Annotated in this window: 25 protein-coding genes, 1 pseudogene and 1 riboswitch; of the genes and pseudogenes, 3 read left to right on the top strand and 23 right to left on the bottom strand. The window is 69.3% G+C overall.

Features of this window, described 5'->3' with window-relative positions:
* Positions 1 to 5 precede the first annotated feature (5 nt).
* A complete protein-coding gene (locus AB1L88_RS13470) occupies positions 6 to 848 on the bottom strand; it encodes a DUF4465 domain-containing protein (protein ID WP_367097185.1) in 843 nt (280 codons plus the stop codon).
* Positions 849 to 928: 80 nt separating this feature from the next.
* Entirely contained in the window at positions 929 to 1750 is an 822-nt protein-coding gene (locus AB1L88_RS13465) for a DUF1559 domain-containing protein (RefSeq protein WP_367097184.1), read from the bottom strand.
* A gap of 215 nt (positions 1751 to 1965) precedes the next feature.
* Positions 1966 to 2202, bottom strand: a riboswitch (cobalamin riboswitch).
* Between the two features lie 232 nt (positions 2203 to 2434).
* On the opposite strand from AB1L88_RS13465, the gene AB1L88_RS13460 reads away from it, so the two are divergent.
* Positions 2435 to 3295, top strand: a complete 861-nt coding sequence (locus tag AB1L88_RS13460) for a tetratricopeptide repeat protein (protein WP_367097183.1) — start codon at positions 2435 to 2437, stop codon at positions 3293 to 3295.
* 47 nt (positions 3296 to 3342) lie between these two features.
* Positions 3343 to 4020 (top strand): hypothetical protein, encoded by a 678-nt coding sequence (locus tag AB1L88_RS13455; RefSeq protein ID WP_367097182.1) that lies wholly within the window; start codon positions 3343 to 3345, stop codon positions 4018 to 4020.
* A gap of 31 nt (positions 4021 to 4051) precedes the next feature.
* On the opposite strand, the gene AB1L88_RS13450 is transcribed toward AB1L88_RS13455, so the two are convergent.
* The 9 genes from AB1L88_RS13450 to mbhE form a co-directional block, all read right to left on the bottom strand.
* Positions 4052 to 5143: a hypothetical protein gene (locus AB1L88_RS13450; protein ID WP_367097181.1), complete on the bottom strand. Its 1092-nt coding sequence runs from the start codon at positions 5141 to 5143 to the stop codon at positions 4052 to 4054.
* 54 nt (positions 5144 to 5197) lie between these two features.
* On the bottom strand, positions 5198 to 6097 hold the full coding sequence (locus AB1L88_RS13445) for a TIM barrel protein (protein ID WP_367097180.1): 900 nt from the start codon (positions 6095 to 6097) through the stop codon (positions 5198 to 5200).
* A 145-nt stretch (positions 6098 to 6242) separates the two neighbouring features.
* A complete protein-coding gene (gene mnhG / locus AB1L88_RS13440) occupies positions 6243 to 6623 on the bottom strand; it encodes a monovalent cation/H(+) antiporter subunit G (RefSeq protein WP_367097179.1) in 381 nt (126 codons plus the stop codon).
* Complete coding sequence (locus tag AB1L88_RS13435) at positions 6616 to 6882, bottom strand: monovalent cation/H+ antiporter complex subunit F (protein WP_367097178.1); 267 nt, start codon at positions 6880 to 6882, stop codon at positions 6616 to 6618. The genes mnhG and AB1L88_RS13435 overlap by 8 nt, the downstream gene beginning before the upstream one ends.
* Positions 6879 to 7427 carry a Na+/H+ antiporter subunit E gene (locus tag AB1L88_RS13430; RefSeq protein ID WP_367097177.1) on the bottom strand — a complete coding sequence of 183 codons (549 nt, stop codon included), beginning with the start codon at positions 7425 to 7427 and terminating at the stop codon, positions 6879 to 6881. The genes AB1L88_RS13435 and AB1L88_RS13430 overlap by 4 nt, the downstream gene beginning before the upstream one ends.
* A complete protein-coding gene (locus AB1L88_RS13425; RefSeq protein WP_367097176.1) occupies positions 7424 to 8941 on the bottom strand; it encodes a proton-conducting transporter membrane subunit in 1518 nt (505 codons plus the stop codon). Before AB1L88_RS13425 ends, AB1L88_RS13430 begins: the two co-directional genes overlap by 4 nt.
* The gene (locus AB1L88_RS13420; protein WP_367097175.1) at positions 8938 to 9273 is read right to left on the bottom strand and encodes an NADH-quinone oxidoreductase subunit K; all 336 of its coding nucleotides are present in this window, start codon (positions 9271 to 9273) and stop codon (positions 8938 to 8940) included. The genes AB1L88_RS13425 and AB1L88_RS13420 overlap by 4 nt, the downstream gene beginning before the upstream one ends.
* On the bottom strand, positions 9270 to 9704 hold the full coding sequence (locus tag AB1L88_RS13415) for an MnhB domain-containing protein (protein ID WP_367097174.1): 435 nt from the start codon (positions 9702 to 9704) through the stop codon (positions 9270 to 9272). The genes AB1L88_RS13420 and AB1L88_RS13415 overlap by 4 nt, the downstream gene beginning before the upstream one ends.
* Positions 9701 to 12025, bottom strand: coding sequence for a hydrogen gas-evolving membrane-bound hydrogenase subunit E (mbhE, locus tag AB1L88_RS13410; RefSeq protein WP_367097173.1), 2325 nt, complete (start codon positions 12023 to 12025; stop codon positions 9701 to 9703). Before mbhE ends, AB1L88_RS13415 begins: the two co-directional genes overlap by 4 nt.
* Positions 12026 to 12228: 203 nt before the next feature.
* On the opposite strand from mbhE, the gene AB1L88_RS13405 reads away from it, so the two are divergent.
* Complete coding sequence (locus AB1L88_RS13405) at positions 12229 to 13581, top strand: hypothetical protein (RefSeq protein WP_367097172.1); 1353 nt, start codon at positions 12229 to 12231, stop codon at positions 13579 to 13581.
* Between the two features lie 15 nt (positions 13582 to 13596).
* Here AB1L88_RS13405 and AB1L88_RS13400 read toward each other — a convergent pair whose 3' ends face one another.
* The 12 genes and pseudogenes from AB1L88_RS13400 to AB1L88_RS13345 form a co-directional block, all read right to left on the bottom strand.
* On the bottom strand, positions 13597 to 13971 hold the full coding sequence (locus AB1L88_RS13400; protein WP_367097171.1) for an FHA domain-containing protein: 375 nt from the start codon (positions 13969 to 13971) through the stop codon (positions 13597 to 13599).
* Positions 13932 to 14534, bottom strand: a complete 603-nt coding sequence (locus tag AB1L88_RS13395) for an FHA domain-containing protein (RefSeq protein ID WP_367097170.1) — start codon at positions 14532 to 14534, stop codon at positions 13932 to 13934. Before AB1L88_RS13395 ends, AB1L88_RS13400 begins: the two co-directional genes overlap by 40 nt.
* A 248-nt stretch (positions 14535 to 14782) precedes the next feature.
* Positions 14783 to 15841: an NAD-dependent epimerase/dehydratase family protein gene (locus AB1L88_RS13390; protein ID WP_367097193.1), complete on the bottom strand. Its 1059-nt coding sequence runs from the start codon at positions 15839 to 15841 to the stop codon at positions 14783 to 14785.
* 131 nt (positions 15842 to 15972) lie between these two features.
* Positions 15973 to 17244: pseudogene (locus tag AB1L88_RS13385) on the bottom strand (glycosyltransferase); the annotation flags it as partial.
* The gene (locus tag AB1L88_RS13380) at positions 17241 to 19415 is read right to left on the bottom strand and encodes a hypothetical protein (protein ID WP_367097169.1); all 2175 of its coding nucleotides are present in this window, start codon (positions 19413 to 19415) and stop codon (positions 17241 to 17243) included. The gene AB1L88_RS13380 and the pseudogene AB1L88_RS13385, both read right to left, overlap by 4 nt.
* Positions 19391 to 20968 (bottom strand): altronate dehydratase family protein, encoded by a 1578-nt coding sequence (locus AB1L88_RS13375; protein ID WP_367097168.1) that lies wholly within the window; start codon positions 20966 to 20968, stop codon positions 19391 to 19393. The genes AB1L88_RS13380 and AB1L88_RS13375 overlap by 25 nt, the downstream gene beginning before the upstream one ends.
* A gap of 670 nt (positions 20969 to 21638) precedes the next feature.
* Positions 21639 to 21872 (bottom strand): hypothetical protein, encoded by a 234-nt coding sequence (locus tag AB1L88_RS13370; protein ID WP_367097167.1) that lies wholly within the window; start codon positions 21870 to 21872, stop codon positions 21639 to 21641.
* A gap of 583 nt (positions 21873 to 22455) precedes the next feature.
* Positions 22456 to 23226, bottom strand: coding sequence for a YkgJ family cysteine cluster protein (locus tag AB1L88_RS13365; protein WP_367097166.1), 771 nt, complete (start codon positions 23224 to 23226; stop codon positions 22456 to 22458).
* Positions 23223 to 23720, bottom strand: coding sequence for a hypothetical protein (locus tag AB1L88_RS13360; protein WP_367097165.1), 498 nt, complete (start codon positions 23718 to 23720; stop codon positions 23223 to 23225). The genes AB1L88_RS13365 and AB1L88_RS13360 overlap by 4 nt, the downstream gene beginning before the upstream one ends.
* A 246-nt stretch (positions 23721 to 23966) precedes the next feature.
* Positions 23967 to 24995, bottom strand: a complete 1029-nt coding sequence (locus AB1L88_RS13355) for an AAA family ATPase (RefSeq protein ID WP_367097164.1) — start codon at positions 24993 to 24995, stop codon at positions 23967 to 23969.
* 97 nt (positions 24996 to 25092) lie between these two features.
* Entirely contained in the window at positions 25093 to 25371 is a 279-nt protein-coding gene (locus AB1L88_RS13350) for a hypothetical protein (protein ID WP_367097163.1), read from the bottom strand.
* Between the two features lie 125 nt (positions 25372 to 25496).
* Positions 25497 to 26426 (bottom strand): TIM barrel protein, encoded by a 930-nt coding sequence (locus AB1L88_RS13345; protein ID WP_367097162.1) that lies wholly within the window; start codon positions 26424 to 26426, stop codon positions 25497 to 25499.
* Between the last annotated feature and the right edge of the window lie 133 nt (positions 26427 to 26559).

Genomic DNA, 26559 nt, shown 5'->3' with positions numbered 1-26559 from the left:
GCCGGTCAGGCGACCCGGCCCCGACGCCCCCGCCCGGCGACCGCGACCACCCCGGCCAGGCCGAGGCCGAGCAGGGCGAGGCTCGCCGGCTCGGGGATGACCGCGTATCGGATCGCGAAGTCATCCATGGCGAAGTAGGCCGGCGTGTTCATGCCGAACGTCCCGACGTCCGAGGACGTGAGCCGGAAGCCGAGGCTTTGCGCCCCGATCAGGGACGACAGATCGACGGTGGCCCAGTCCTCGAGAATGTAATCGAGGCTGTTGTCGTCGGACCGGAAATCGGCGAGGTAGAAATCGACCTCGCCGAGGACGTCTCCCGAGGCGCCTGCCCCCGAATAACCGACGATCGTCAGCAGGAAGAAGTCGGGATCGTTCCCCGTCGGCCCGCCGAACGCCTTGCCGAACTGGTCGCCATCCCGCATCGAGAGCGCGGTATACGTCGTGTTGGTGAACCTTGCGGACATGCCCACCGGGGCTCGGCCCGGGGCCGGCTCGGGCAGGTCGAACCGGACCGAGGACGGCGACTGGCCGTAGGCGACGGCGTAGTTCCCGTCTCCCGAGGCATCCCCGCCGGCGAAGCTGCTGAACTGATTGCCGAAGCCCGCCGTCGTGTTGTCGGTCCGGTTCGAGTAGGACCAGCCCGACCAGGTCTGCCACGTCGGGTTGTACGAGTTGCGGAAGAAGACGCCCTTGCTGGTGAAGCCCCCCGACCCGTCCGAGCCGTTGTCGAACGACTCGCTCCCCAGCGTCAGGTCGCTGAAGTCGACGGACAGGCTCTCGGCCCGCGCCGACGGCGCGGAGAGCAGGAGCATGAGGGCGAGGGACGGCAGAACACGCGTAGTCATCATGGCAAATAGACTCCTTGATCCATCAGCCCGGGCGGCGGGACCGATCCGCCCCGGGCTGACCGCGATCGCTCGAGAGATGGTCAGAATTCGTCGGCCGAGACGACCTCGCCGCCGGCCCGGGTGCAGATGGCGGCCAGCGGCCGGGGCGCGATCGTTTCCTTCAGGAATCGCGCCGACCCGTCGGCGAACAAGGCGTTCGCGCCGCCGGGGTGCTCGCTGCGGATGTCGTTCTCGAAGGCGGGTGCCTTGTTGATGGGGAAGGCCTGGTCCATCACGTTCCGGGCGTGGAGCCACTGGCCGTCGCTGAAGGCCGAGTCCTCGGAGACGAGTAGGGTGCCCGACGTGCCATCCCGGATCATCGGGATCGAGACGGGCGAGTCGTAGAGCATCGTCCCCTTGGGCGGGTTGTTCGGGCTGGTGATCCGCTCGCCGTAAATCCCGCCGTAGTCGCACCCGCCCCGCCCCTCGACCCGAGGCTCGGGCCGCGACGAGCTGGGGCAGAGGTAGACCGACAGCACCGTCGCGCCGGCCGTGGCGTTGGTCGGGTCATTGTAGGGGAGGTCGATGTTCAGGCTTTCATAGAGCGATGCCTGCTCGATGTGGGGCAGGAGCAAGGCCGACCAGGCGATCCAGCGCAGGCTCGGGGTCGAGGCCCGGAGCCAGCCGCCCGGGGCGAAGGTCCGATGGGCGTCGTGGTAGCCGTGGAAGGCGATCCCCATCTGCCGGAGGTTGTTCAGGCACTGGGCGCGGCGGGCCGCCTCCCTTGCCGATTGCACGGCCGGCAGCAACAACGCGATGAGCACGCCGATGATCGCGATGACCACCAGCAACTCGATGAGCGTGAAGCCACCAGCCCTGACCGGGTGCATGCGGGCACCGCGGCGAAGGTCACGTCGGGTCATGGGCGGTGATCCGGGGGGATCGATCGGCGGGCGCCCTGCGTGAGAGTCGACCTTGCCCGATTCGCGAAGCCATGCCACGATGGCCCCGGAGGCGAGTCACAGGCGATCCCAAGGCGGGCGGATCCGGCGGTCGAGACCCCGGTGGGTCCTCGGAACGGGGGTCGAATCGGAAAATCGACGCATTCCGTCCGGCGGGCTCGTCCCTCGCAGAGCCTGGGCCGGATTCGACGCAAGGTAGGTCTTCTGACTCCCGGGCCTTGCGGATCCGAGCCTTCTCATCGGGCCGATCGGCGCCGCAACGCCGAATGGGCCTCGACAATGGCTGAAGGAGGGGTTGGATCCGCTTTGGAACGCCCGGTCACAGCGGCGGGGCCGTCCCGGATTCTCACCGGGTTCCCTGTTCACCGCTCCCGCAGGAAGCGGGATCGGTCACCTTGGGCCTGTCAACGGAGATCGGATGGTAACGCCGATTCTAGGCGCGCGTCAACCTCCCGGCCAAAATCGCGCCGAGCGGGAGGCGGGTGCTCCCCGATCACGCCTCCCGGAAATTCCCGAACAATCCTCAAGATCCCCCGTCGTTCGGGTCGATCCAACCCGATGAACCCGAAATGCCCAGCCTTCGGATCGGGGCGGGAGGGCGGTTCGATCATCATTCATCGCGGACCCTTCGCGGGAGGAACCAGGATGCGGCGGTCGGTCGTGGGCGTCGGGTGGCTCGTGATCGCCGTCTCGGGCTGCGCGGCGATGGGGCCGAGGGCGGGCCATGGCCCCGATTCCGAGACCTGGGAGCTGCGCCGAGAGCTGAGCCGATCGGCCCGGCAGGCGACCGAGGTGCACGACTTCCCCCGGGCGCTCGGCCTGCTCGCCCGGCTGGCCGAGCTCGACACCCGATCCGCCGACGCCCCCGCCCGCATGGGACGCATCAACGAGGACCTCGGCCAGCTCGACCGGGCCTCCGAGGCGTTCCAGAGGGCCCTCGATCGCGACGCCGACGACATCGATTCCCTGATCGGCCTGGGGAGGGTCGAGCTGGCCCGGGGGAATGCGGCCGAGGCGGTCGCCCGCTTCGACGAGGCCATCGAGATCGACCCGGGCCAGGCCACGGCCCACATCGGTCGGGGCCAGGCCCTGGAACTCCTCGGCCGCGGCGACGAGGCGCTCGCCGCCTACTTCCGGGCCCTGCGGCACGAACCCGACGCCGTCCGGGCCCTGAGCCGGGTGGCCACCATCCAGCTCGACCGCAACCAGCCCGAGTCGGCCCTGGCCCGGCTCGATCACCTGGTCGAGCTCTCGCCCGAGGACCCCGAGACCCGCCACCAGCGGGGGCGGGCTCGCCTGGCGCTCAACCTGACCGGCGAGGCCGTCGCCGACCTCCGGTTCGCCTCGGAACACCTGCCCGATCGGGTCGACGTCGCCTATCTGCTCGCCCTGGCCTACGAGCAGGCCGACCGCACGGAAGACGCCCGGGCCGCCGCCGACCGCGCCCTCGAACTCGACCCGAACTCGACCCTGGTCCGCGAGCTGGCCGATCGCCTGCATCGCTGACCCGATCGACCAGGACCGCCGCGCCTCGAACCGAACCGGAGGCTCCCGTGGGCTGGAAGGCGTCTTGCATCCTCGTCAACGACCGGGAGCCGGGCTACCTGGGCACCCTGCCCGCCCATGACGCCGAGGCGACGCGACGGCTCATCGACGACCTCGGGCTCGGCCCGGCCCGCAGCAAGGGGATGACCTCGTTCGACGAGGGGATGTATCCCCGGGACCTGGTGATCGGGGCCTACGACGGGGCCGCCGTCATCGGCTCGCCGACCGTCGGGGAGCACTGCTTCACCCTCGGCGACGACCCCTTGATGCGTCGGGTGCTCGACCGGTTCCCGGAGGCCGAGATCGCCCGGATCGGCCTGCACAGCGTGGTGAACTTCTGGAGTTACGAGTTCTTCGACCGCGGCCGATTGCGCCGAGCCTACGGCGGATCGGCCGACGACGGCGTGCTGGTCGACCTCGGGGAGCTCTTGCCCGAGGAACGCCCGCACTTCGAGCGATCGGCGATGCGGGACGGCGAACGCGTCTTCCTCGTCGAGGTCAACGGCACCACCGAGGAATTCGACCCGTCGACCTACGGCGAGGAACTCGTCTTCGACGTGATGGGGCGATTCTTCGGCGCCAACATCGCCCGGTCGACCGGAGAGCACGATCCCTTCGCCCTGGTGATGGAAGCCTTCGAGCCGCCGAGGCCCCGGCGCTGGTGGTGGCCCTTCGCGAGGGCCTGACCCGGCGGAACTCCTGTTTTTCCCCCTTCGATCAACGAGCACTCGAGACCCGGGGCATCCGGAGAATCCGGTCGTGCCCGGTATCGACGATGTACAGCCAATCCCCCTCGACGCACACCCCGTGCGGGTGCAGCAAGGTCAGCGAGGGGTGGCCGACGCCCCGGCCCAGCACGGTCGAGAGGGTCTCCGTTTCGGGGTCGTAGCGACGGATCGCGCCATTCAGGTCGTCGGCGATGTAGACCGAATCGTCGGGCCCCACGGCGAGATGCTTCGGCCCGTTCAACCGGGCTTCGAGCGCCGGCCCATCCCGGAACCCGGCTTCCCCCGTGCCGGCCACGGTCCGGATCGTGCCGTCGGCCTCGACCACGCGCAGGGCATGGCCGCCTCGCTCAAGGATATAGACACGCCCCTCGGAGTCGGCCGCGACCGCCCGGGGGTCGACGAGCGGCGAGGAGGCCGCCGGTTTACCATCGGTCGGAACGCCTTTGCGACCATCTCCGGCCACATTGGAAACGTTTCCCGAAGCCAGATTCACGGCCCGAATTCGGCGATTGTTCAGGTCGGCAAGATACAATGCCTCATGATCGGGAGAGAAGGTGATGCACATGACGAAATTGAACGTTGCGTTTGAGGCCGGGCCATCGTCTCCCGAATCTCCGACCGTTCCCGTCCCGATCACGGTGTCGATGGTCCCGTCGTCGGGGTCGATCCGCCGCACGCAGTGGTTCCAGCTATCGGAAATGTAGATGGCGTCATCCGGCCCGACGGCGACGTTGTGCATTCCGTTGAATGTGGCCGCGCGGGCCGGCCCGCCATCGCCTTTGTATCCGGTCGAGCCGTCTCCGGAGATGGTCTGGAAGTCTCCCTCTTGCGTGAGGCGGTGGACCCGACCGCCCCCGAGTTCGACGATAATCATCGTCCCGTCGGCGAGGAAATCGACGCCGAACGGCTCCTCCAAGGGGCCGGGGTCGGCCTCGGGCGGGGCCCCTTCCTCGGGCAGGAGGCGGCCGAGGATCAACTCGACCGCCGAGTCCGATCGAGTCGGCTCGTCGCTCGCCATACCGGTCAATCCCAACATGACGATGCCGAGAACGGCCAGGACGTCCAGCTTGCGGAATCGCATCAACGGTGCTCCGGATCCATCGGGGAAGAGGTGTCGAACGGAGGAAGCCGCAGGTCAGACATCACACAACGCCACGGCCTCGGCCAGGCTCGTCAAGGGGTCGCGCTTCGGGATGAATTCCTGGGCAAGATAACCGTCGAAGCCGGTGTCCACGATCGCCCGGCAGATGGGGGGATAGTTCAACTCCTGGGAGTCGTCCAGCTCGTTGCGCCCGGGGTTGCCCGCAGTGTGGTAGTGGCCGAAGTACGGGTGATTGGCCTCGATGGTCCGGATGATGTCGCCCTCCATGATCTGCATGTGATAAATATCATAGAGCAGCTTGAAATGATCGGACCCGACCCGCTTGACCAGCTCGACGCCCCAATCGGAACGGTCACACATGTAGTCGGGGTGATCGACCTTGCTGTTGAGCAGCTCCATGTTGATGATCACCCCCGCCCGCTCGGCCTCGGGGACGACCTCTCGGAGGGCCTTGGCGCAGTGCTCCAGGCCGGCCCGGTCGTCCATGCCGTTGCGATTGCCGGAGAAGGTGATGACATTGCGCCATCCTTCTTTGGCGGTCGCCTCGATGGCCTCGTGAATCGCCTTGAGGCAATCCTCGTGGTTCTTCGGGTCGTTCAGGCCGACGGCCAGGCCGTGGGTCGAGGTCATCGTGCAGACGAGGCCGTGGCGCTTGAGGGCGTCGAACTCGTCGGGGCGCATCAGGTCCAGCCCGACCAGGCCCATCTCGCTGGCCGCCGACGCCAGCTCGTCGATCGGGAGCCGGCCGTAGCACCACCGGCAGGCCGACTGCTTCAGCCTCCCCCGGGAGACCGCCGTGCCGCGAGGGGGGTCGTCGGCCCCGGCGGCCCCGGACGGGTCGATCGCCCCGACCGTCGCGGCGGCGGCGGCCGTCGATCGCAGCAGGGACCTCCGGGTCATCGGCACGCGGTTGCGGTCGTCCTGGCGACGCATGGTCATCTCCCTCGATGGCTCGGGCGGACGGCTGACTCGGCCACGCACGACCCGCGGCCTCGCGCATCCGACCGCCCCAGTATAGCCGTGGCCCATGGCGCCGCCACCCGTCGATCACCCGGCGGGGGATCGGGCGGTTCGCGAGTCAATCCTGGCAGGCGTCGACGGGTTTCAAGGCGGGGTCGAGGTCTTCGGGGTGCCGATCGACGAAGGCCCGGTAATCGTCGGGGCTTGGGTCCCGCGCGCAGGCGATCCCCTGGCGGTAGGCCGCCCTGACGAGCAGGTGGATCGCGGCGGGGGCGGTCAAGGCGAGGAAGAGGAAGGCGAGCACGGCCTTGGTGATCGTCGCCACGTCGGGCGACTCGATCCCCAGCGCGATCAGCAGGAACAGCAGGCCCAGGGTCGACGACTTCGCGGGCGGGTGAACCCGCTGGAAGAAGTCGGGCATCCGCAGGACCCCGAGCGAGGCGACGACCATCAGGAACGTCCCCACGACCGTCGCGATCATGATCAGGAGGTCACTCACCGAGCCGGCCCTCAAGATACGCGGTCAGCGTGATGGTCCCCAGGAACCCGAGCAGCGCGATCACCAGGACCACATCCATGAACACGCCCGTATCGAAGAGGATCTCGACCAGGAGGATGGCGCCGATCACGTCGAGCCCCGCCGTATCGAACGCGAGCACGCGGTCGTAGATCGTCGGGCCGATGATCATGCGGACCCCGCTGAGCACCACCCCCACCGTCAGCGCCACGATGGCCGCCATGATGACGACTTCTTTCATCGACCTGCCTCGCGAATGGCCTGGGGCGGTTCTCGGTCCATCAGCCGGAAGACCTGGCGGGCGAAGCGCCGATAGTCTCGCTTCATCGTGTCCACGTCTCGGGCATAAAGCGTGTGAATATACAGGGTCTCGCCATCGGGGTCGAAGTCGATCACGAGCGAACCGGGGGTCAGGGTGATCAGGTTCGCCAGCAAGGTCGTCCCCGCGGGCCCCAGCCCGGGGACGTTCAGCGCGAAGATCGCCGGGCTCAATTCGGGTGATGGCCTGAGCACGTCTCGGGCCATGACGACATTGCACGCGATCATCTCATACGAGTAATACCAGGCCAGCTTGAACGCCGACCAGACGCGTTGGAGCAACCCGACCCGGCGCCGCCCTTGGTCCCGGGCATTCGGTTCGAGCCGATCGCTCCCGAAGACCGATCGGCTCAGCGCGAGGGCCCCGGCGCCGACCAGCAGGCCCAGGGCGAAGGTCAGGGCGTCGAACCGGCCGAACAGGAGCATCCAGAGTCCCGAGAGGAGGAGAATGCCCAGCAGTCGTCTCATCGGCCAAGCTCCCCGGGTTGCCCACCCGACGTCGGACCAAGCACGGCATCGACATAGGGCGTCACCGCCAGGAGCTGCTCGGCCGCCCGCTCGCAGCAGAGCATCAGCGGGATGACGCAGAGGCCGATGGCCACGGAGAGCCCGGCCAGGCCGAGCACCCCGGCCAGCATGCCCGGGTCGCGCCCCAGCTCCGGCCGCCGCTGCCCCTCGGGCTTCCCCCAGTAGACCGACTGCCAGATCTTCAGCATCGAGGCCAGCGTCAGCAGGCTCACCACGATCGCCGTCGCGGTGGTGACCCAGTATCCCTGCCGGAACCCCGCGATCGCCAGGAAGAGTTTGCCCCAGAACCCGCTGAACGGCGGCATCCCGGCCAGCGCGAGGGCGGGGACGAAGAACCCGGCCGCCGCCCAGGGATGCGTCGTGGCCATCCCACCGACCCCCTTCAGGCGATCCGACCCGCCGACCCGCTCGGCGATCCCCCCGGCCAGGAATAATCCCGACTTGACCACGATATGATGCACAACATAAAAGAGGCCCGCCGCCAGCCCGGCCGGGCTGAACAGCGCCAGGCCGAAGGTCATGTATCCCACCTGGCTGATGATGTGGAACGCCAGGATTTGCCTGATCCGGTCTCGCCCGAGTGCCCCCAGCACTCCCAGGAACATCGTCACCGCCGAGACGCCCGCCAGCAGGCTGAAGAACCCGGCGTCCGCCTCGGTGAAGACCAGCGGGACGACCCGAAACAGCGAATAGACGCCCACCTTGGTCAGCAAGCCGGCCAGCATGGCGCTGTTGGGGATCGGCGATTCCGGATACGACTCCGGCAGCCAGAAGTAGAGGGGGACCAGCCCGGTCTTCAGGGCGAAGACGGTCACGACCAGCCCAATCCCCCCCCAGAATTGCGGCGGCAAGTCCCCCTCGGCGATCAGCCTCGAAAGCGACGCCAGGTTCACCGTCCCGCTCGTCCCGTAGATGATCCCCACGCCGGCCAGGAACAACAGGCCGCCGACGAAATTGACGACGACGTACGGGAACGCCTTCCTGAGCTGCCCCGGCCGAGCACCCATCGAGATCTGGACGTACGAGGTCGTCAGCATGACCTCGAAGAAGACGAACAGGTTGAACAGGTCGCCGGTCAGGAAGCACCCCTCGACCGCGGCGACCATCACCTGATGCAGGACGAGGAAGAACGGCGATTCCCTCGGCGGCTTCAACCCCCCGGGCGCGTAGACGAGCACCGCCAGGCCGACGACCGCCCCCAGCACGGTCATGATCGAGCTGAGGCCGTCGGCCACCCAGACGATGCCGACCCGGGGCGCCCAGCCCCCCATCGAGAGGGTCAGGATCTCGCCCCGCCAGGCGGCGAGGTAGGCCAGCAGGCCCACCACCCCGAGCAGGATCACCTGGCCCGCGAGCGTCACCCCGAACCGGACGCGGGGCCATCGCCCCAGCACCAGGGCCAGCAGCGCCGTGACCAGCGGGATCAAGACCGGGAGGCCGACCAGATTCGTCACGAGCCCGGCCCCCCCTCGACGGTCTCCGACCCGGTCTCCCGGGCGATCCGGGACGCCAGGACGATCAGGAAGGCCGCGTTCCCCAGCCCGATCACGATCGCCGTCAGGACGAACGCGTGCGGCAGCGGGTCCGCCAGCTCCTCGACCGGGAGGCCGTGCAGCAAGGGCGGCATCGCGTCGGCCGAGATCCCGGACGAGACCAGGATCACCAGGTTCGCCGCGTTCGAGAGCACCACGAACCCCATGATGATCCGCTGCAGGTCGCTCGACATCATCAGGTAGAGCGACACCGACGTCAGGATCGCGATGAACAGCGCGCCGAATCCGATCATGGCACCGCCCTCGTCCGCTTCAGGCCGATCATCACCACCAGCGCCGTGCCCATCGACCCGATGATCACCAGCACCACCCCCACGTCGAACGCCAGGGTCCCGGAAAGCTTCAACACATGATCTCCCGGCAACCGGTAGGAGACACTCGAGAACGTCAACGGCGGATGACCCCAGAACATGGGCGCCAGCCCGGAGCCCAGGGCGATCGCCAGGCCGAGGACCAGCGCCGGCCGCAGCATCAGGCGGTAGCGTCGCCGGGCCGCCTCGGCGCCGAAGGCGAGCGTCTCCAGCACCACGGCCATCGTGAGGACCAACCCGGCGACGAACCCGCCGCCCGGCTCATCGTGCCCTCGCATCAGCAGGTGAAGCGAGAAGACGATCGCCGCCGGATAGACGGCCCGGGTCACCTCCCGGAAGATCAGCGAATTCACGGAGCACCCCCCCGGGCCGTCGCCCGCCCGCTTCGGTCCCGGCCCGACCGCCGCCGAGCCCGGTACAGGACCACCACCCCCAGCGCCGCGAGGGCCAGGACGAGGATCTCCCCGAGCGTGTCCATGGCCCGGAAGTCGGTCAGGATCACGTTCACCACGTTCTCACCCAGCTTCTCCGATTCCGAGAGCCTCAGGTGCTCGGCGCCGGCCCGGTCGGGCCGCGATCGCGAGGCCGCCCCCCAGGCCAAGGCCGCCAGGGTCAGGCCGACGAGCGCCGAGACCGCCGCGTGCAGCACCCTCCGGGGCACCGGCCTCGGATCGGGCCCGAGGTCGGGCAGCTGCCGGAAGATCATGAGCAGGAGGATCAGGGCCACCGCCTCGGTCAGGATCTGGGTCAGCGCCAGGTCGGGCGCCTGGTAGATCATGTAGACCACCACGATCCCGTAACCGGCCACGGTCAGCATGATCAGCTTCGAGATCCGCCGCCGCAGGGCGATCAGGAAGACCGCCGCCGTCAGGATCATCAGGGCCGGGATCAGGCCGACGAACGTGTCCGGCCCCCAGGGCCCGACCAGGTCGGCCGGGGTCGCCCGTCCGTAGCCGAGCCCGGCCACCCCGCTCGCCACGAAGGTGAGCAGAATGACCGCGAGATACCGCGGGTGCCCCCCCGCCTGGGCCACCCGGGTCCACCACTCGGCAATCGCGACGACACCGCCCGCCAGGGCCTCGGCGATGACCTTCGGCCCGGGGACACCCGGCAATCGCCTGGCCGCATGCCAGCCGAAGAACAGGACCAGGCCCGCGGCATAACTGATCAGGCTGATCACCAGCAGCGCATCGACATAATGCCAGATGGCCGGGCTCGACGGCCACTCGTGCCCCGGGGCGAGCACCTCGCTCAGCAGCCAGTGGGGGACCAGGCCGCCGACGACCTGCACCGACAGCAGGATCCCCGGCACGACCAGCAGCCAGGCCGACCGCTTCTCGGGCGGCGTCCCTCGCCCGGGAGAGGGGACATGACTGCCGAGGAAGACCCCGATGAAGATCTTCAACGAATAGGCAACCATCAGGGCGCTGCCGACGATCACGGCCGCCAGGGCCGGCGTCAGCCGTTCGAACTCGCCCCCCATCACGATCCCATAGAATTCTTCCTTGCTCATGAACCCGAGGGTCATCGGCAAGCCGGCCATCGCCAGCGTCCCGATCCCGAACAGGACCGCCGCCGGCCGGCTCCGGCTCCACCACCGCTGCGATTCCAGGAGCCCCAGGTCCCGCGTCCCCGACGCCTTGTCGAGCCAGCCGACCAGGAAGAAGAGCGCCGCCTTGTAGGTCGCGTGATTGAGGATGTGCAGGAACTGCGCCTCCGACCCCTCCCGCCCCGCGTAGCCGTAGAAGGCCGTGATCAGCCCCAGGAACCCCGCCGTGCTGAACGCGAGCAGCTCCTTCAGGTCGGTCGCCCGCAAGGCAAGCCAGCCGGTCACGACGTAGGTCGTCAGCCCGACGGTCGCCAGCAGCGGCAGCCAGACGTCCGACTCGCCGAAGACCGGCAGCAAGCGGCCGATCAGGAGGATCCCCGCCTTGACCATCGCCGCCGAGTGCAGGAAGGCGCTCACCGGCGTCGGCGCGGCCATCGCGCCGGGAAGCCAGAAGTGGAACGGGAACTGGGCCGACTTGGTCAACGCCCCGAGCAGCATGAGCACCAGGCCGATCCGGTGGACCGGGTCGGCCAGGATTGTCTCCTTCTGCGCCGCCAGGGCCGACAGGTCGAACGTCCCCGCCCGGCCGCCGATCAGGGCGATCCCCGCCAGCAAGGCCAGGCCGCCGGCCCCCGTCACCAGGAACGACTGCACCGCCCCGCGCCGCGACCCCTCCTCGTCGTAGTGCATCCCGATCAGGAGGAACGAGGTGATCGTCGTCACCTCCCAGAAGACGAACAGCAGGACCAGCGAGTCGGCCAGCGCCAGGCCGATCATCGCCCCCATGAACGCCAGCAGGGCCGACCAGAACAGCCGCGACGATTTCTCGCCGAAGTACCCCCGCGCGTACTGGACCGTCGCCAGGCCGACCCCGGCGGTCAGCAAGACGAAGAAGATCCCCAGGTGGTCGACCCGCAGGTCCAGCGAGAAGAGGCCCGGCAGCCCCCCCATCGGCACGACCCGGGGCGCCCCCCCCGCGACCTCCGGCCACGAGCGGGCCGCCAGCGCGAAGACCCCGGCCGGGGCCAGCAAGGCCAGGACTCCCGCCCACCGCGGCGGGACCATCAACGCGATCAGCGCGGCGCAAAACGGCAAACCAATGATCGCAACCAGGGTTTCTGTCATGATCAAATTTGCTTGCGAACCAGGTGGGTGAGCCGCGAGGCCCGTATCCTACAGCATTCCCCGTGCCAAGGCGAGGGCCTCGCCCCGTCGGCCCGGGGCGATCGGCATTGACGACCGGGGCCTCCTCGGCCATAACGCTCTTTTGTCTGCGCACGGCAGCGTGCCGAGGATGCCGGCCCGAGCCGTTCCGACAGGAGGCAAGGATGCGAACCCTGTCCCGACCGCACCGCCAGGTGCTGTTCACCCTCGGGATTCTCGTCGCGACGATGGTGCCGACGGCCCTCGTCGCCTTCACCGCCTGGCAGGTCAACCGGCCGGGCCACCGCCACGACGTCGAGGCCGAGCTGGGCCGCCAGCTCGGCCTGAAGGTCACCCTCGAAGGGGTCCGATACCCCAAACCCGGCGAGATCATCTACTCCGGGGCCGTCCTCTGGCAGCGCGAGCCGAGGCGCGAGAAGCAGCTCGTCGAGGTCGCCCGGGCCGAGACCCTGAAGCTCTCCCGAGAAGGCCGGCGGCTCGTGCTCCGGGCCGAGGGCCTCGCCCTGGCCGCCGAAGGGCCCCGGCACGCCATGGAGCAGGTCGGCGAGCTGCTCAGCCGGGCCGCGGCCGACGAGGCGTGGGACCACGTCGCCGTCTCGGCCGACTCTTGCGCCATCGACCTCGGCGACGGCCTCCAGTACGGCCTCCGCGACCTGGCCGCCTCCTTCCGGATCGACGCCGGGGCCCCGACGGTCGAGGCCAGCTACCGCGTGGTCACGCCCTCGGGGTCGGCCAATCGTTGCGAGCTGGTCCTGGTCCGGGACCGCCGCGGGAACGAGCCGGAGACGATCCTGACGCTCCGGACGGCCGAGGGGTTGCCGCTGCCCGCCTCGGTCCTCGACCCCTTCTTCTCCTCGGCCGATTGGATCGGCTCCGCTGCCCGGATGCAAGGGGAACTGCGCCTGTCCCGGATCGGAGCAGGGGACTGGCGGGCGAGCTTTTCGGGAGAGCTGATCGACGTCGATCTCGCCACGCTCGTCTCCGGACGGGTGACCGAGCACCGGCTCGACGGCCTGGCGCACCTGATCATCGACGAGGCCGAATGGGGGCCCCAGCCCCTCGGCCCCGGTTCCGGCTGGCGATCCGTCTCCGGGGAACTCCGGGCCGGCCCCGGGGCGATCAGTTCCGGATTGCTCCAGGCGCTCCAGGCCGAGATGCGCTTCCCGCTCGCCGAGCGGTTCCAGCTCCTCCGCACCTCGACCGCGGCCGACCAGGCCATCGCCTTCGGCGACCTCGGGGTGCGCTTCGCGATCGAGCCGGACGGGTCGATGCTCGTGGCCGGGGCGCTCGGCGATGCCTTCGAGCAGGATGCGATCATGATCGAACCCGAGCGGCTGGAGCCGATCGCCTTCGCCCCGGCGACCGAGGCGGACGTCTTCGGGCTCCGCCGCACCCTCGGCCCGGTCGACCCGGGCAACGCGGTCCTCGTCCCGGCCGACCCGGCCTTGAAGTTCATCGACTACCTGCCCCAGGGGGGCGCCGGTGCCGACCGGTCGGAGGTCATCCGGGCCAACTGAGCCGGCGCGGGGCGCTCACTCGTCGTCGTCGAGCGGGACGAGATCCCCGGGGATGATGTCCGGGGATTGCTGCGCCGCCGACCTCGGATCGCCGGACACCTGGGGCCACTCGAGCCGATAGACGATCGGGCCGATGGCGACCTCGTCGCCGTCGGCGAGCGCCGCCTCCTCGATCCGCTCGCCATTGACCCGGACCCCGTTGCGGCTGCCGAGATCCCGGATCACCAGCCCGCCGGCGATCTGGGCCACGCAGCAATGCCGCCGGGAGATCCGGGCATGGACCACGGGCGCATCGCATTCCTGGTGGCGGCCGATCAGGACCACCGGCCGCTCCAGCGGGATCGGTCGGATCAGCCCGGAGACGAGGGGGACGAGTCGGGCGGGCGGCATGACGCGTCGGGCTCCGAGGGCTTCGCATCCAGGGGGACATCCATCGCGGCGTCATGATCGCCGTCGTCCGGGGGCACCTGCACGATCACCTGGATCCGGCACCGGTCGGCCATCGAGGCGGGCAGCATGTCGCGGACCGCGGCGGCCAGGCGATGCTCCGACGGGGTCGGCGCATTCGGGGCGGCGACCGGGCGGGACGAGGGCGAGTCGAACGCTGCCGAGAGTTTCACCTGCTGCTCCGCCGGGATCGTCTCGGCCAGGGTCAGTTCCTCGGAATGCCCGGCCTCCATCCGGTACCGCAGGTGGGCGATCGAGAGCTCGTCGCCGGGGCGCAGCGTCCCCTTCTCGATCCGCTGGCCATTGATCCGGATGCCGTTGGTGCTGCCGAGATCTCGGACGATCACGTCGGCGGTGTCCTGATCCTGGATCATGCAGCAGTGGCGCCGAGACACCCGAATCGATTCGAGCCGGGCGTCGCATTGCGGATGGCGGCCCACGATCACCATGGCCCGATCCACGAGAATGTCGGAGCCCTCGTCCAGTGCGACCAGTCGTATGGGCATGAAATAAAAGCCCCCGGCCACCCGGCCTGTCGATTCGAGAACGTCCCAAGCCCGGGAGAAATGGCCGTTTGCGATCACAGAACAACGGCAAGGGACCGGCCGTCATTTTAGCCCGTCCCGATTTCCAAGTCCAAGTGGAAAGGGGACGCCGGGCTCGCGCGACGGCTCGGGTGTGGAGTCGGCGAAACGCGGCCTCATCCGGGTCCGACGCGATCGTTTCAAGAATCTTGCATCGCCGGAGCAATCCGTCAAGAAGATTCCGCGGACTTTTCGAGCAAATGGTGTGCCGGAGCATCTCCTGTCGGCCCGAGGGTCCCTTGCCCTCGGTGCCAGGCGACCGCGTCCGCCAGCGACGCCCGGATCGGCCGGGGGGCCAGGCCCAATTCCCGGAGCGACCGGCCCGCGTCGAAGTGCATGGCCCGGCGGGTCAGCCGCACGCCGGTGACGGTCGCCTGGGGCATCTGCCCGCTCACATGATCAGCCCAGAACTCGCTCACATGGGCCGAGGCGATCGCCAACGCGTAGGGGACCCGCAACCGGGGGGGCCGCACCCCGGTCAATTCCCCCAGGATGCCGAGCAGGCCGAGCAGGGTTAGGTTCTCGGCCCCGAGCAGGTATCGCCTCCCCGGCGTCCCGCGCCCCATGGTCCGCATCAGGCCCTCGGCCACGTCCCGGACGTCGATCAGGTTCAGGGTGCAGTCCATCACCGCCGGCAGCCGGCGGTTGCAGAAGTCGAGCATCAACCGCGTCGGCGGCGAGATCCCGCGGTCGCCCGGGCCGACGGGCATCGTCGGGTTGGCGATCACGACCGGCCGGCCCTCGCGGGCCCGGCGCATCGCGGCCTGCTCGGCCCGGAGCTTCGAGAGGCAATAGGGCCCGACCGCGTCGTCCTCGGTGACCTCCACGTCCTCGCCGATCGGCCCGCTCGATCGGGCCCGGGTCAGGATGCTCTCGGTGCTGCAATGCAGGACCCGCTCGGCCCCGGCCGCGAGGCTGGCGTCGAGGACGTGGAGCGTCCCCCGGTAATTGACCTCGTCGAACGTCGACCGGTCCCGGGCCCACAGGTTCGGATTGGCCGCCAGGTGGTACACCCATCGCCCGCCGACGACCGCCCGATCGACCGCCGATCGGTCCCTGATGTCGGCGAAGACCACCTCGACCCCGCCGGGCAGGTGCCCGACCGCCGCCCCCGGCCGCTCGACCACCCGGACGCGGCGCCCCTCGGCCGCGAGCCGATCCACGAGGTGGCTGCCGATGAACCCGGCGCCTCCGGTCACGATCGTCAGGTCGTCCATCGTCGTCGTCAAGCCCCCGGGGTCGTGATCGGCCGGCCGGGGGCCGATTGCGTCATGGGGCCCCGGCCCCTGCGCGCCAGCAGGGCCTCGATGGCGTCGGCCGCCTCGGCGGCCCCGTCTTCCTGCCGGACGAGGCGGCCGATCTCGGCCGCGCGACGGGCCGGGCCCGGGTCGTCGAGCAGTTCCCGCAACGCCCCGGCGACCCGGGCCGCCGTGTACCGCTCCTTTGGGATCGCCCGGGCGATCCCGAGCCGCTGCACCCGGGCCGCGTTGTCCTGCTGGTCGAACCCGAACGGGACGACCACCATCGGCCGGCCGGCCCGCATCGCCTGTGCGGTCGTGCCGACTCCCCCCTGGTGGACGATCGCCGCGCAGCGCGGGAAGAGGCTCGAATAAGGAGCATAGCCGAAAGCGGCGACCCCCTCGGGCAAGTGCTCGGGGAGGGCGTTGACCCCCTCCGGCCCGATCAGGAGGATCGCCCGGGCACCGATCCGACGGATCGCCTCGAGGCTCTCGGCATAGAACGACCCGGGAGACCAGACGGCCGCCGACCCGAGCGTGAAGGCCACCGGGGCCGGCCCGGCGTCGAGGAACCGCTCGACCTCCTCCGGCGCAGCCTCCTGCGGGCCGTTCCGGTCGAAGTCGCAGAACCCGGTGACGACCGTTTGAGAAGGCCAGTCAACCTGGGGCCGGGCGAGTTGGTCCGAGAACAGGGCCAGGACGAGATCGGGGGAATGCTGCCCCTCGAAGATCGGGTTTTCCCCGGTCGGCGGCAGGCCCAGTTCGGCCCGGAAGGCGTGCCAGGGTTTCGCCCAGGCGATCGTCTGCCGACGCCCCAACCGGAACAGGGCCCTGTGAAACCGGGGACCGAGCCATCGGAACCGTTCCAGCCACGACATGATCGGCAAGACCGGAGGGTCGTGGCTCGACATGAACGAGAGCGGTGCCAGGACCGACGAGGTCCAGGGGATGCCGTCCCTCTCCGCGAGGAGCCGGACCGCGAAGGTCAGGGGGTGCGCGACCATCAGGTCGGCCCCCTCGACAGCCCGGCTCGTATCGTCGAAGCTCTCGCGGAGCGCGGGCATCATCAGCTCGGACAGGACGACCTTCGCCCCTTCCCGCGAATCAAAAAGCCGGGCGAGGAGCGCCTTGCGCTCGTCCAGGTCGGCGGCGGCGTCGGGCCGAACCGGGGCGAACTCCAGCCCCTCGGCCTCCACTTTCGTCCGCCAGTATTCGCTGGTGGCGATGACCGGCCGGTGCCCCCGCCGCTTCAGTTCGAGGCCGAGGGCCATGTAGGGGTGCAGATCGCCGAGCGAGCCGAACGTGACCAGCACGATCCGATTCCCAGGCGATCGGGACGCCGGGGGTCGATGATCGGCGTCGGTCTGATTCGGTCGCTCGGTTTCGACGTTCATGACGAGGGGGCATCCTTGGGGACTTGGGCCGGCGGCTCGACCACCCGGTAGAGCAGGTGGTTCGGCCCCATCGGGACGGGGGGGGTCAGCACCCGGCTCGACACGAGGCCCTCGAACAGGGTTCGAGTCACGACCGGCGAGAAGCCGTAGCCGCCGGCCTTGCGGTGCCGCTCGACCTCGGACCAATCGACATAGACGTGCGTGATCCCCTGGCGGCGCAGCTCGTCGAGCACCTCGGCGGGGGACCGACCGGCGACGATCCCGGCCAGGCGTTCCCGGTTGAAGACGGTGTTGTACCGGATCTCATGCCGGAGGGAGAAGACCCCCGCCTGGCCGACGACCAGGGTCGTCGAGCCGTCGGGCAAGGTCGCGTCGAGCCGGGCGAGCGACGGCGTGGCCATTTCCATGGCCTCGCGCCGCAGGCGGTCGAGGTCGCTCGTCCACTCCGTCGGCCCGCAGAGGGGGGTGGTCAGGAAGACCAGGTTCGTCGCCGTCGCCAGTCCGATCACCCCCGCCATCCAGGCCGGCCAGGGACGCGAGCGGGTCCAGTCGGCCCCGATCCCCGCCAGCACCGCCGCCGCCGGCAAGAGCGGCAGCCAGAAGCGGTCGAGCCGGTGCGTCAGCAGGAACCAGGTCGCGAACAGGTAGAGGACATAGGCCGAGAGGGCAAGGATCAACCCTTTCGGACTTCGCCGCAACAGGGCCAAGGGAACGAGCAACGCATAAAGCGGCGAGTTCCAGTCGGACCGGCCGATCACGTCCAGGGTCGAGGACAGGAAGGCCGCGGCCGTGATCGGCCGGGGGCCGTGGGCGCCTTGCCAGCGGGCGTCGAGTTCCGCATCCCACTCCGAGCCGCCGAAGACCCCATAGGCGAGCGGATAGACCGGGTTCCCGGTATCGGCCACGTTCCTCGCCAGCCAGGGGCCGACCGCCACGACCACCCCCAGGCCGAACGCCACCGGCAACCGCCACGACCGCCGACGCCACCCGTCGGCCAATGCCACCAGGCCGAACGGGACGACCGCCGACACCAGGCCCGGGTACTTGCAGGCCATCGCCCCCCCGGCCAGCAGGCCGACGAGCAGCCAGCAGGCCGACGACCGGCGGGCCTGCTCCTCCTGCCGGGGGATCGTCCAGGCCATCGCCGCCACGAACACCAGGGCCGCATGGTACGAGCAGAGCGGCCCCTCGACGAACGGGAAGGTGGCCAGGCGGAAGACCCAGGGGGTCGTCAGGTAGACCAAAGCCGCGACCCAGGCCGATCGGCCCGAGGCCCAGCGCCAGGCCGTCGCGGCGATCAGGGCCGCCGTCGCCGGGGCGAAGGCGGCGATCAGGAGCTGACCGGCCAGGGCCCCGAGCCACCAGTCATCCAGCACGAGCATCCCGAGCAGGTGGAGCATCTCGACGGCCGAGGGCATGCTCGTATAGACATTGTGGGGCAGGAAGGCGATCCGGCCCGCCTCGTACGCCTCCTTCGGCCCCTGCAGGTGGTATTCCAGGGCGTCGTACTCGATCGTCGGCTGCATGGCCCCGAGCGCCATCAGGGTCAGGACCGGGGCGAGGAGGACCGCCAGGGCGATCGGGAAGGGTCGGCCCGGTTGGTTCGGCCGGCCGGGGGATTTGCGGAGCAGGTCGCGGCCCCACAGGACCACGCCGACCAGCAGCAGCCCGGCCAGTCCGATCCGCACCGGCCAGGGGGCCAGCCCACCGACCCGGCCGAGGCCGAGGGTCAATGCCGCCAGCAGGGTCGCCCCCGAGACGAACGCCAGGGGCCACCGGGCCAGGGGAGTGAGGCCCCAGACCAGGCCCAGTAGGCGGAGGGTCCCATCCCCGACCGCCACGGCCGCCCCGGCGATCAGGAGGGCGGCGAGGACGATCGGGAGACGCTGGCCGAGGTGCTCGGGGTCGGCCAGGTTGGCCGCGGCCCGGGCCAGGTGCTCGTCGGCGGCGAGCAGAAAAAAGGCGCGGCGGAGGCTCTGCAGGGTGGCGCCGCCGGGGTCGCCGGCCGCCTCGGCGCGGGCCTGGGCGTCGAGCCGCTGGGCCTCGATGCTCGGCAGGGGGACGACCATCAGCCAGGCCAGCGCCGCGGCCTGCGCGGCGAGGACCAGGGCGATCGTCCAGGAGGCCCGGGGGGCAGGGGTCTGCGTCAGAGTGTCGGCCCGATCGACCACGGAGCGAACTCCTCCTCACCGACGCCCTGCAGCTCGCTCTTGGTGGGGGAGCCGTCGGCCACGTCCAGGATCAGGTCAAACAAACGCCGGCCGACCGCCTCGACCGGCTCTCCGGCCAGGACGGTCCCGGCATCGAGGTCCATATCGTCGGACAATCGCTCGAACATCGGCGTATTCGTGGCCACCTTGACGCACGGCGAGGGCTTCAGGCCCGAGACGCTGCCGCGGCCGGTCGTGAAGACGAGGACGTTGCAGCCGCCGGCGACCATGCCGGTCAGGCTCGCGGGGTCATATCCGGGGGTGTCCATGAACACGAGGCCGGGGGTCGTGACCGGTTCGGCATAGTGGAGCACGTCGACCAGGGCGGTCGCCCCCCCTTTGGCCACGGCGCCGAGGGACTTCTCGTAGATCGTCGTCAGGCCCCCTTCCTTGTTGCCGGGTGAGGGGTTGTTGTTGATCTCGGCCCCGAAGACGCCCGTATACCATTCCCACCACTTGATGCGTTCCAGGAGCTTGCGGCCGACATCCTCGTTGACGGCGCGGCGGGTCAGGAGGTGCTCGGCCCCGTAGATCTCGGGGGTTTCCGCGAGCACGGCCGACCCGCCCTGGGCCACGATCAGGTCGGCGGCCACGCCGAGGGCCGGGTTGGCCGTGACGCCAGAGTTGCCGTCGGAGCCGCCGCATTCGAGGCCGACGACCAGCTTCGAGGCCGGTTGATCGGTCCGTTTCCAGGAATCGGCCGCGGGCATCAGGCGGCTGACGGCCTCGACCGCGGCCTCGACCGTCCGGGCGATGCCCCCTTGCTCCTGGATGTTGAGGACGCGGGGCGGCCCCGGGCCGTTCGACTCGCCCCGGGACCGGGCGCCGCCGAGCGTGACCAGGTGGCGCGACTCGACCAGGTGGCCGGCGAAGCCGACCTCGCAGCCGAGGCCGATCAGGACATAGGCGGCCACGTTCGGATGGGTGGCGAACCCGGCCAGGACGCGCTGGAGCTGCTCGTGGTCGGGGCCTTCGAATTGGAGGCCGCACCCCCCCTTGTGGGTGATGGCGAAGACGCCGTCGATGTTCGGGTAGTCGCGCTTCCAGCTTTCGTCGCGGAAGCGGTCGGCGACGTACTTCGAGACGCTGGCCGAGCAGTTGACGGTGCTGATCACCGCGACGTAGTTCCGGGTGCCGACCCGGCCGTCGGGCCGGAGGATGCCGCGGAAGGTCCGGGGGGCCTCGTTCGCGGGGGGCTCGGGCCGCTCGGTGGCGAAGGCGTAATCGCGTTCGAACAGGTCGGCCCGCAGGTTGTGGACATGCACCCAAGTCCCGGCGGGGATGTCGGCCGAGGCGAAGCCGATGACCTGGCCATACTTCAGGACCGCCTGGCCCTGGCGGATCGCCGTCAGGGCGACCTTGTGGCCGGGCCGGATCGGCTCGGCCGTCTCGACCGCCAGGCCGTCGAGCGTCAGGAGCGTCCCGGCGTCGATCCCCCGGGCCGCGACGGCCACGTTGTCCTCCTCGCGGAGCCGGATCACCGCCGGTGCCCGATCGCCGATCGCAGTCGCCATGCCGAGGTCCTTCGAGGGTCCGTTTCGATCGCCGATGACGACCCGAAGGGGATCGGGTCCGATCGTTCGGGCGAGACGCGGGATCTCAAGTCTATCGCCCCCGGCCCCTCACCGCGAGGGCGCCATGGATCGGCCTGGGGAGTTCCCCGGGCCGATCGAGGGTCCGCCCCGCCTCGCTCCGGCACGCACCCCCCTCCGGTCCTGCCTGGTGCGCCCGGGTGCGCCCGCGAATCCGGGCATGGTGCGCCCGAGGTGATCGCCAAAAACGCATTCACGCCAACGGGTTCCGCCCGATCTCTCGATTCGTTTCGGGAACCCGTTTGTCTCGGGGACGAGCCAGTTCGGGGAGGGTTGCGCCCGATCGGTGCGGACCCGTGGTCAGGGTCGGTGCGCCTCGGTGCGCCGGAAAGGTTCGGCGGAATCGCTTCTCTGGAAACAGGTTCCGAGGAGTGTGGCCATTCGTTTCGGTGATTCCTGCCCTCATGGGACGTCTCGGAGGTTCCGGGACGATCGGTCCGGAACTCTCTCTCGTGGCCGGTGCGCCCGGGGTGCGCCGCCTGGTACGCCCCGGGCGCGTCCCGCAGGAAACCAGTAACTCGTTTCCGAAAAAGAGATTGCGGCGATTGGTCTCGGTCCGTTTCGGGAGCTGCGCTCCTCACCGGCGTGGCAGTCAGGGCACGCGTGATCGGCGGCCGCGGCGGGGGGCGGGGCGCTCGGGGAACCAGCGGGGGGAGGTGATCCCGAGCCATCCCAGGACGTGATCGTCGAAGGTTGGGGGGCGGAGCGCACGCCAGAGGCGGCCGCGGGCCGACCCCACCGGGTATCGGCGGGCCTTGCGCCCGAGATCGGTCGATCGCCGGTGCGGGCCGGGTCGGGGAGGGAGTGCCTCCGGCGGGATCGTCATGGCGGATCCTCTCGTCTGAATCGGGATCGGTTCGATCGCGACGCCCGGGAGGTTGGACGCCTCGGCGTCGCCGGAGTTCCCGGCCCCCTCGGGGACCGCCTCGGACGTCGCCGGTCGCGACCGGGAGGGGACCCGGCATGGCGGCGGCCCTGTCGGTTCGAATTGCCAAGGAGCGCGGGACGGGGGCGAGCGAGCAAGAAACGTCGAAAGTCGTTTGACCAGAAACGCTTGCAGAGTGCCGTCGAGTCCTCCAAGTCGCGACGCTGGGCTTCGCAAAACGGGTCGGAGCGGCTTCGAGGACTCGACGGCACCCTGCTGCTGCTTCCACCCTCAACCGAGGCGATGCGTTTTTCCCGGGCGGCCCCGGTGGCTCGCCGACCGGGGTCGCGGGGCGACGAGAGAGCTCAGTGCGGTCCCCGTGGCCTCGTGCGGCTGCGCCGCCCCGATTGGCGAGCAATCGGGGACACCCAGGACGCGCCAATCGAGGGTGGTAGAGGTCGTACGAAGAGAAAAAAATAGGGAGGCGGGGGTCGAATCCGAATCGCCCCATGATGAGAAGTATCGAGAAAATGGGCCGCGCCAGTCACACAAAATGGCGAGAAAGGGCGAGGGCGAGGGGCTGGGTGGCGTCGGAGGCGGAGTCGAGATGCGGGTCGTCGGCGGCCATCCGGGCGAGGAGGACGTGGACGGCGCCCCAGAGCAGATCGAAGCGGACGAGGCGGAGGGAGGACTCGGAGGCGTCGGGGTCGTCTCGGTAGCGGCGGCAGACCTCGACCTCGACCGAGTTCTCGCGACGGCAGTTGACCGGGCGGGCCTCGTAGGCGAGGCATTGCCGGGTGGCCTCGTCGAGCAATGGGCAGGGCTGCCGGCTGCGGGCGAGGGCGGCGCGATGGGCGTCGGCGGTGGGGGCCTCGGCGGCGAGCTGTCGGAGTCGCCCCGCATCGCGATCGACCCGATGGCGGAGGGCGGCCTGTTCGCCCGGGTCGAGGTGTGCCTGGACGTGCTGCGCGAGGATCTCGGCCTCAAGCTCCGTCACGGCGACGTGCTGGTAACAGCAATGATCGCAGCCGAGTTGACAGGCCGGCTCCCGGATGATCGCCAGCCCCTGAGCCTGACGCTGCCGACGCCAGGCGCCGTCTCGGTCGCCGACCCAGGCGTCGAGCACCCGGTAGAGCCACCGGCCCATCGGCTCGTTGGGGTGCTTCGCGGCGGTCGCCGTCACCCGGTCTTCGATCTCGGCGACCAGGACGTCGAGCGACCAGGGGTCGGGCGGCGGGAGGCCGGGGGAAGGTCGGAGGCGTCGGGCCGGGGGGCGTGTGGACCGACGTGGAGCGGGGCGAGTCGGGTCGGTCATGGCCGGGGAATTCCATCGATCACAGGGACGAATCGCGAGCGGACTTCTCCCAGGAAGGCAGTGAGGCCGGTACCTTCACCTCGTTCCAGAAGCCACGATAATGTTACGTTTCGGAGGCAATCGGCTTCGCGGTCGGGGTCGATGCCGAGGGCTTTGAGGATGCCCTTTGCGTTGTGAGTCGCCCCCGCTTTGGCCGCCGTGAGTCGCTCGGGGGATCGTCGCGGGTCGTACCCAAGCTCCTTGCGGACGTCCTCGATCAAGCCTTGCTCGCGATCGTCGGCCGGTTCGAACGCCGCGAGGATCCAGCATTCACGCTTCGTGACCGGGAGGCCGATGACGACCGGCACCACGCCGAGCGGAGAATGCTGCCGGGCCTGTTCCAGCCCCTTCTTGCGTTGATCGGATTGAGCATCGCCATCGCGCACCAGGAGGACTCCCCCGGCGGGGATCCGGAGGTGTTTGATGAGGCGGAGGGCATTGCGCGGTCCGGGCATCGAACGCGGCCGGTTCGCCGCCGAAGTGCCCGAATTGGGGAGGCAGGCCATGATCGCGGGCGAGTCGATCGACCTTCGACCATGGAACAAAGTCGTCTTGCTCGGCGAGGCCTCGCCAGTGCCGGACGAAGGGCAGATTCTCCTCATCGATCCATTCCACGGCGTCGATGATGACCCGGTCGGCCAGCGATCCGGCCGTCACGAGATCGGCGCGGGCCTCGCAGACGACCACGATGTCGAGGCGGCTCACGCCGATCCCTTTCCGATGGGCAGGTCGCGTACCCATTGCTCGCCGACGTAGCTCCAGAACTCGCCAGGGGCCATGGAATCCTTCCATTCCTCGAAGTCGGGATGGTCGGTCATCCGGGCGCAGGCGGTCGTGCCGTCGGGGTTGAGGGAGGTGAGGCGGACTTCCTCGGGGCGGAGATAGTTCAGGAGGATCGGGGAATGGGTGGTCGCAACCAGTTGAACGCTCGGATTTTCTTCCAGGAAGAAACGTAGGGCATTAATCAACTCGTGCTGGGCCCGAGGGTGAAGCCCGCGGTCGAGGTCATCCACAAGGAGGATCGAATCCCGGCCCCGACACCCTGCCACGGCAGCGAGGATTCCCAGGGTGAGTAAAGTCCCTTCACTCGTCGCGGCCGCCTCGATATTGTCGCCCGATTCCATGTCGAAGACGAGGACATCGAGCGGGTAAGGAGCGGGGCCTACGGTCACTTTCCGATCGAACCGGATTCTGCGAACCGCAGGGACGATTGTGCGAATGGTTCGCTGGACCCAGCTGAAATCGTCGGGGCGATTGAGGGCCATGTATGCCAAAACACTCGCAAGGCCGTAACCATTCCGGGGCAGGAGAGGTGGAAATCGATCGCTCCGAGAGGACATCGCCAATGTGTCGGCTTCGAACCGAAAGAGGGCGGAGGTCATGGAGAAGGGCTGATCCCCCTGGAATTCGATCGACGAATCCCAGGGGAACGGCTCGACTTTGCTGTGGGCATGTCGCTCCGGTGGGTTCAGCGAGAACGTCCAGGCACCGCCCATCCCGCCGCAGATGACGCGGATCGAGCCCTCAGAGTTGACGTAGCGAATGACATAAGGATCAACCGAATCGTGGTCGGGGTCGTTCGGTGGGATCCGTTGGCACGCGGCGTGGATCGCCTCAAGGATGCTGGACTTCCCGGAAGAATTCGGCCCCACGATCACGGTCAACTGGCCGAGATCGAGTTCAATCTCGCGCAATGCCTTGAAATTTTCGATGCGGACCCGTTCGATCATGGGGAACACTCATCAGTTCCTGAGAGTACCGACATTTCCATGTGACGGGGTACCCGGGGGCCGGTGAAGGGCTATGTGGGCCCGCATCAACGGCTCCCTACGCCAGGGGGGTTTCGGTGTAGAAGATGGCGCGGAGGCGGCCGGGGGCGGTGTCGTCGGGGACGAGGCGGTCGACGATGAGGTCGCCGGAGCGGCCGTCGGAGAGTTCGAGGGTGTAGAGGACGCCGGGCTCGACGGCCGAGGCGTCGGGGACGAGGAGGTAGCCGTTCCAGTTGGAGCGGGTGCCGTCCTGGGGGCCGAGGTATTCGATGTAGACGTTGGCGGGGTCGAGCCGGGGCTCGGAGCCTTCCTTGAGGATGCCGCGGAAGTGGTGCATGGTCCGATCCTCCGCCGGTCGGGCGGGGCTCCCGACGCGGTGAGGGGCCGGGTCGGGAGCGTCGCGGGGCCGGGTGGTGAAGCCAGGCGGTCAGTCGGTCAAGTCGGTCGGGGTCGGGGTCAGGATCAGAAGGAGTCGCACTGGATATAGGCGTTGATCACGGCCAGCTCGCCCTCCTTGCCGGGCAGGGAGTTGCCGTGCTCCATGCCGATCACGCCGTCGAACCCCTTGGCATGGATGTGCTTGAAGATGTTGGTGTAGTTCATCTCGCCGGTGGTCGGCTCCTTGCGGCCGGGGTTGTCGCCGGTCTGGAAGTAGGCGACCTCGGGCCAGGCGGCGTCGATGTTGGGGATGATGTTCCCCTCGCTGATCTGCTGATGATACAGGTCGAAGAGGATCTTGCACGAGGGGTGGTCGACGGCCCGGCAGATCATGTAGGCCTGGGGGATCTGCCAGAGGAACATCTCGGGATGGTCGCGGAAGTGGTTCAGGGGTTCGAGGACCATGATCAGGCCGCTCGGCTCGCAGATGTCGCAGCAGCGGCGCAGGAGCTCGATGGCGTTGGCGGTCTGGTAGTCGAGCGGGAGGCGGTGGTCGAAGATGCCGGGGGCGATGGTCGTCCACTTCGCGTTGACCCGCCTGGCGACCTCGAGGGCGTCGCGGACGTCGGCCAGGACCTTCTCAATGTGCTCGTCCTTGCCGGAGGTGAAGATCGGGTCGGTGAAGCTGGCGGTGGTGACGAAGACCCCCATCTCCATGCCGAGCCGCTCCATCTCGCGGGCGATCGCCTCCTGCTCCTCGACCGGCCGGCGCATCATGCCGTTGTCTTCGAGGGCGCGGAAGCCGACGTCGGCCATGAACTTCAGCTCGTCGAGCACGCCGCCCGGAGCATGGTTGCGGAACATGCCGAAGTGCGGGGCGTACTTCAGGCGGAAGTCGCGGCGGGGGACGTCGGGGGATTCGTCCTGCGAGGCGGCGCGGGCAGGCGAGACCGCTCCCAGGGCTGCCCCGGCGGCCAGGCCGGCGGCGACGAAATCACGGCGGTTGAGGGGCATCGGTGCTGTTCCTTTCCGTCGATCGGCCGAGGGGCTCGTCGGCGATCCGGACCCGAGCGGATCGGCGAGCGAGGCGGCCATGATCCTCGTTCCTTTTGAATGTACCAGGACGATCGGCCGCGACAATGGGCCG

Origin of the sequence: Tautonia sp. JC769 (assembly GCF_040717455.1) — a bacterium.
In the GTDB taxonomy this organism is placed as follows: Bacteria; Planctomycetota; Planctomycetia; order Isosphaerales; family Isosphaeraceae; genus Tautonia.
This window is presented reverse-complemented; position numbering and strand designations above follow the sequence as displayed.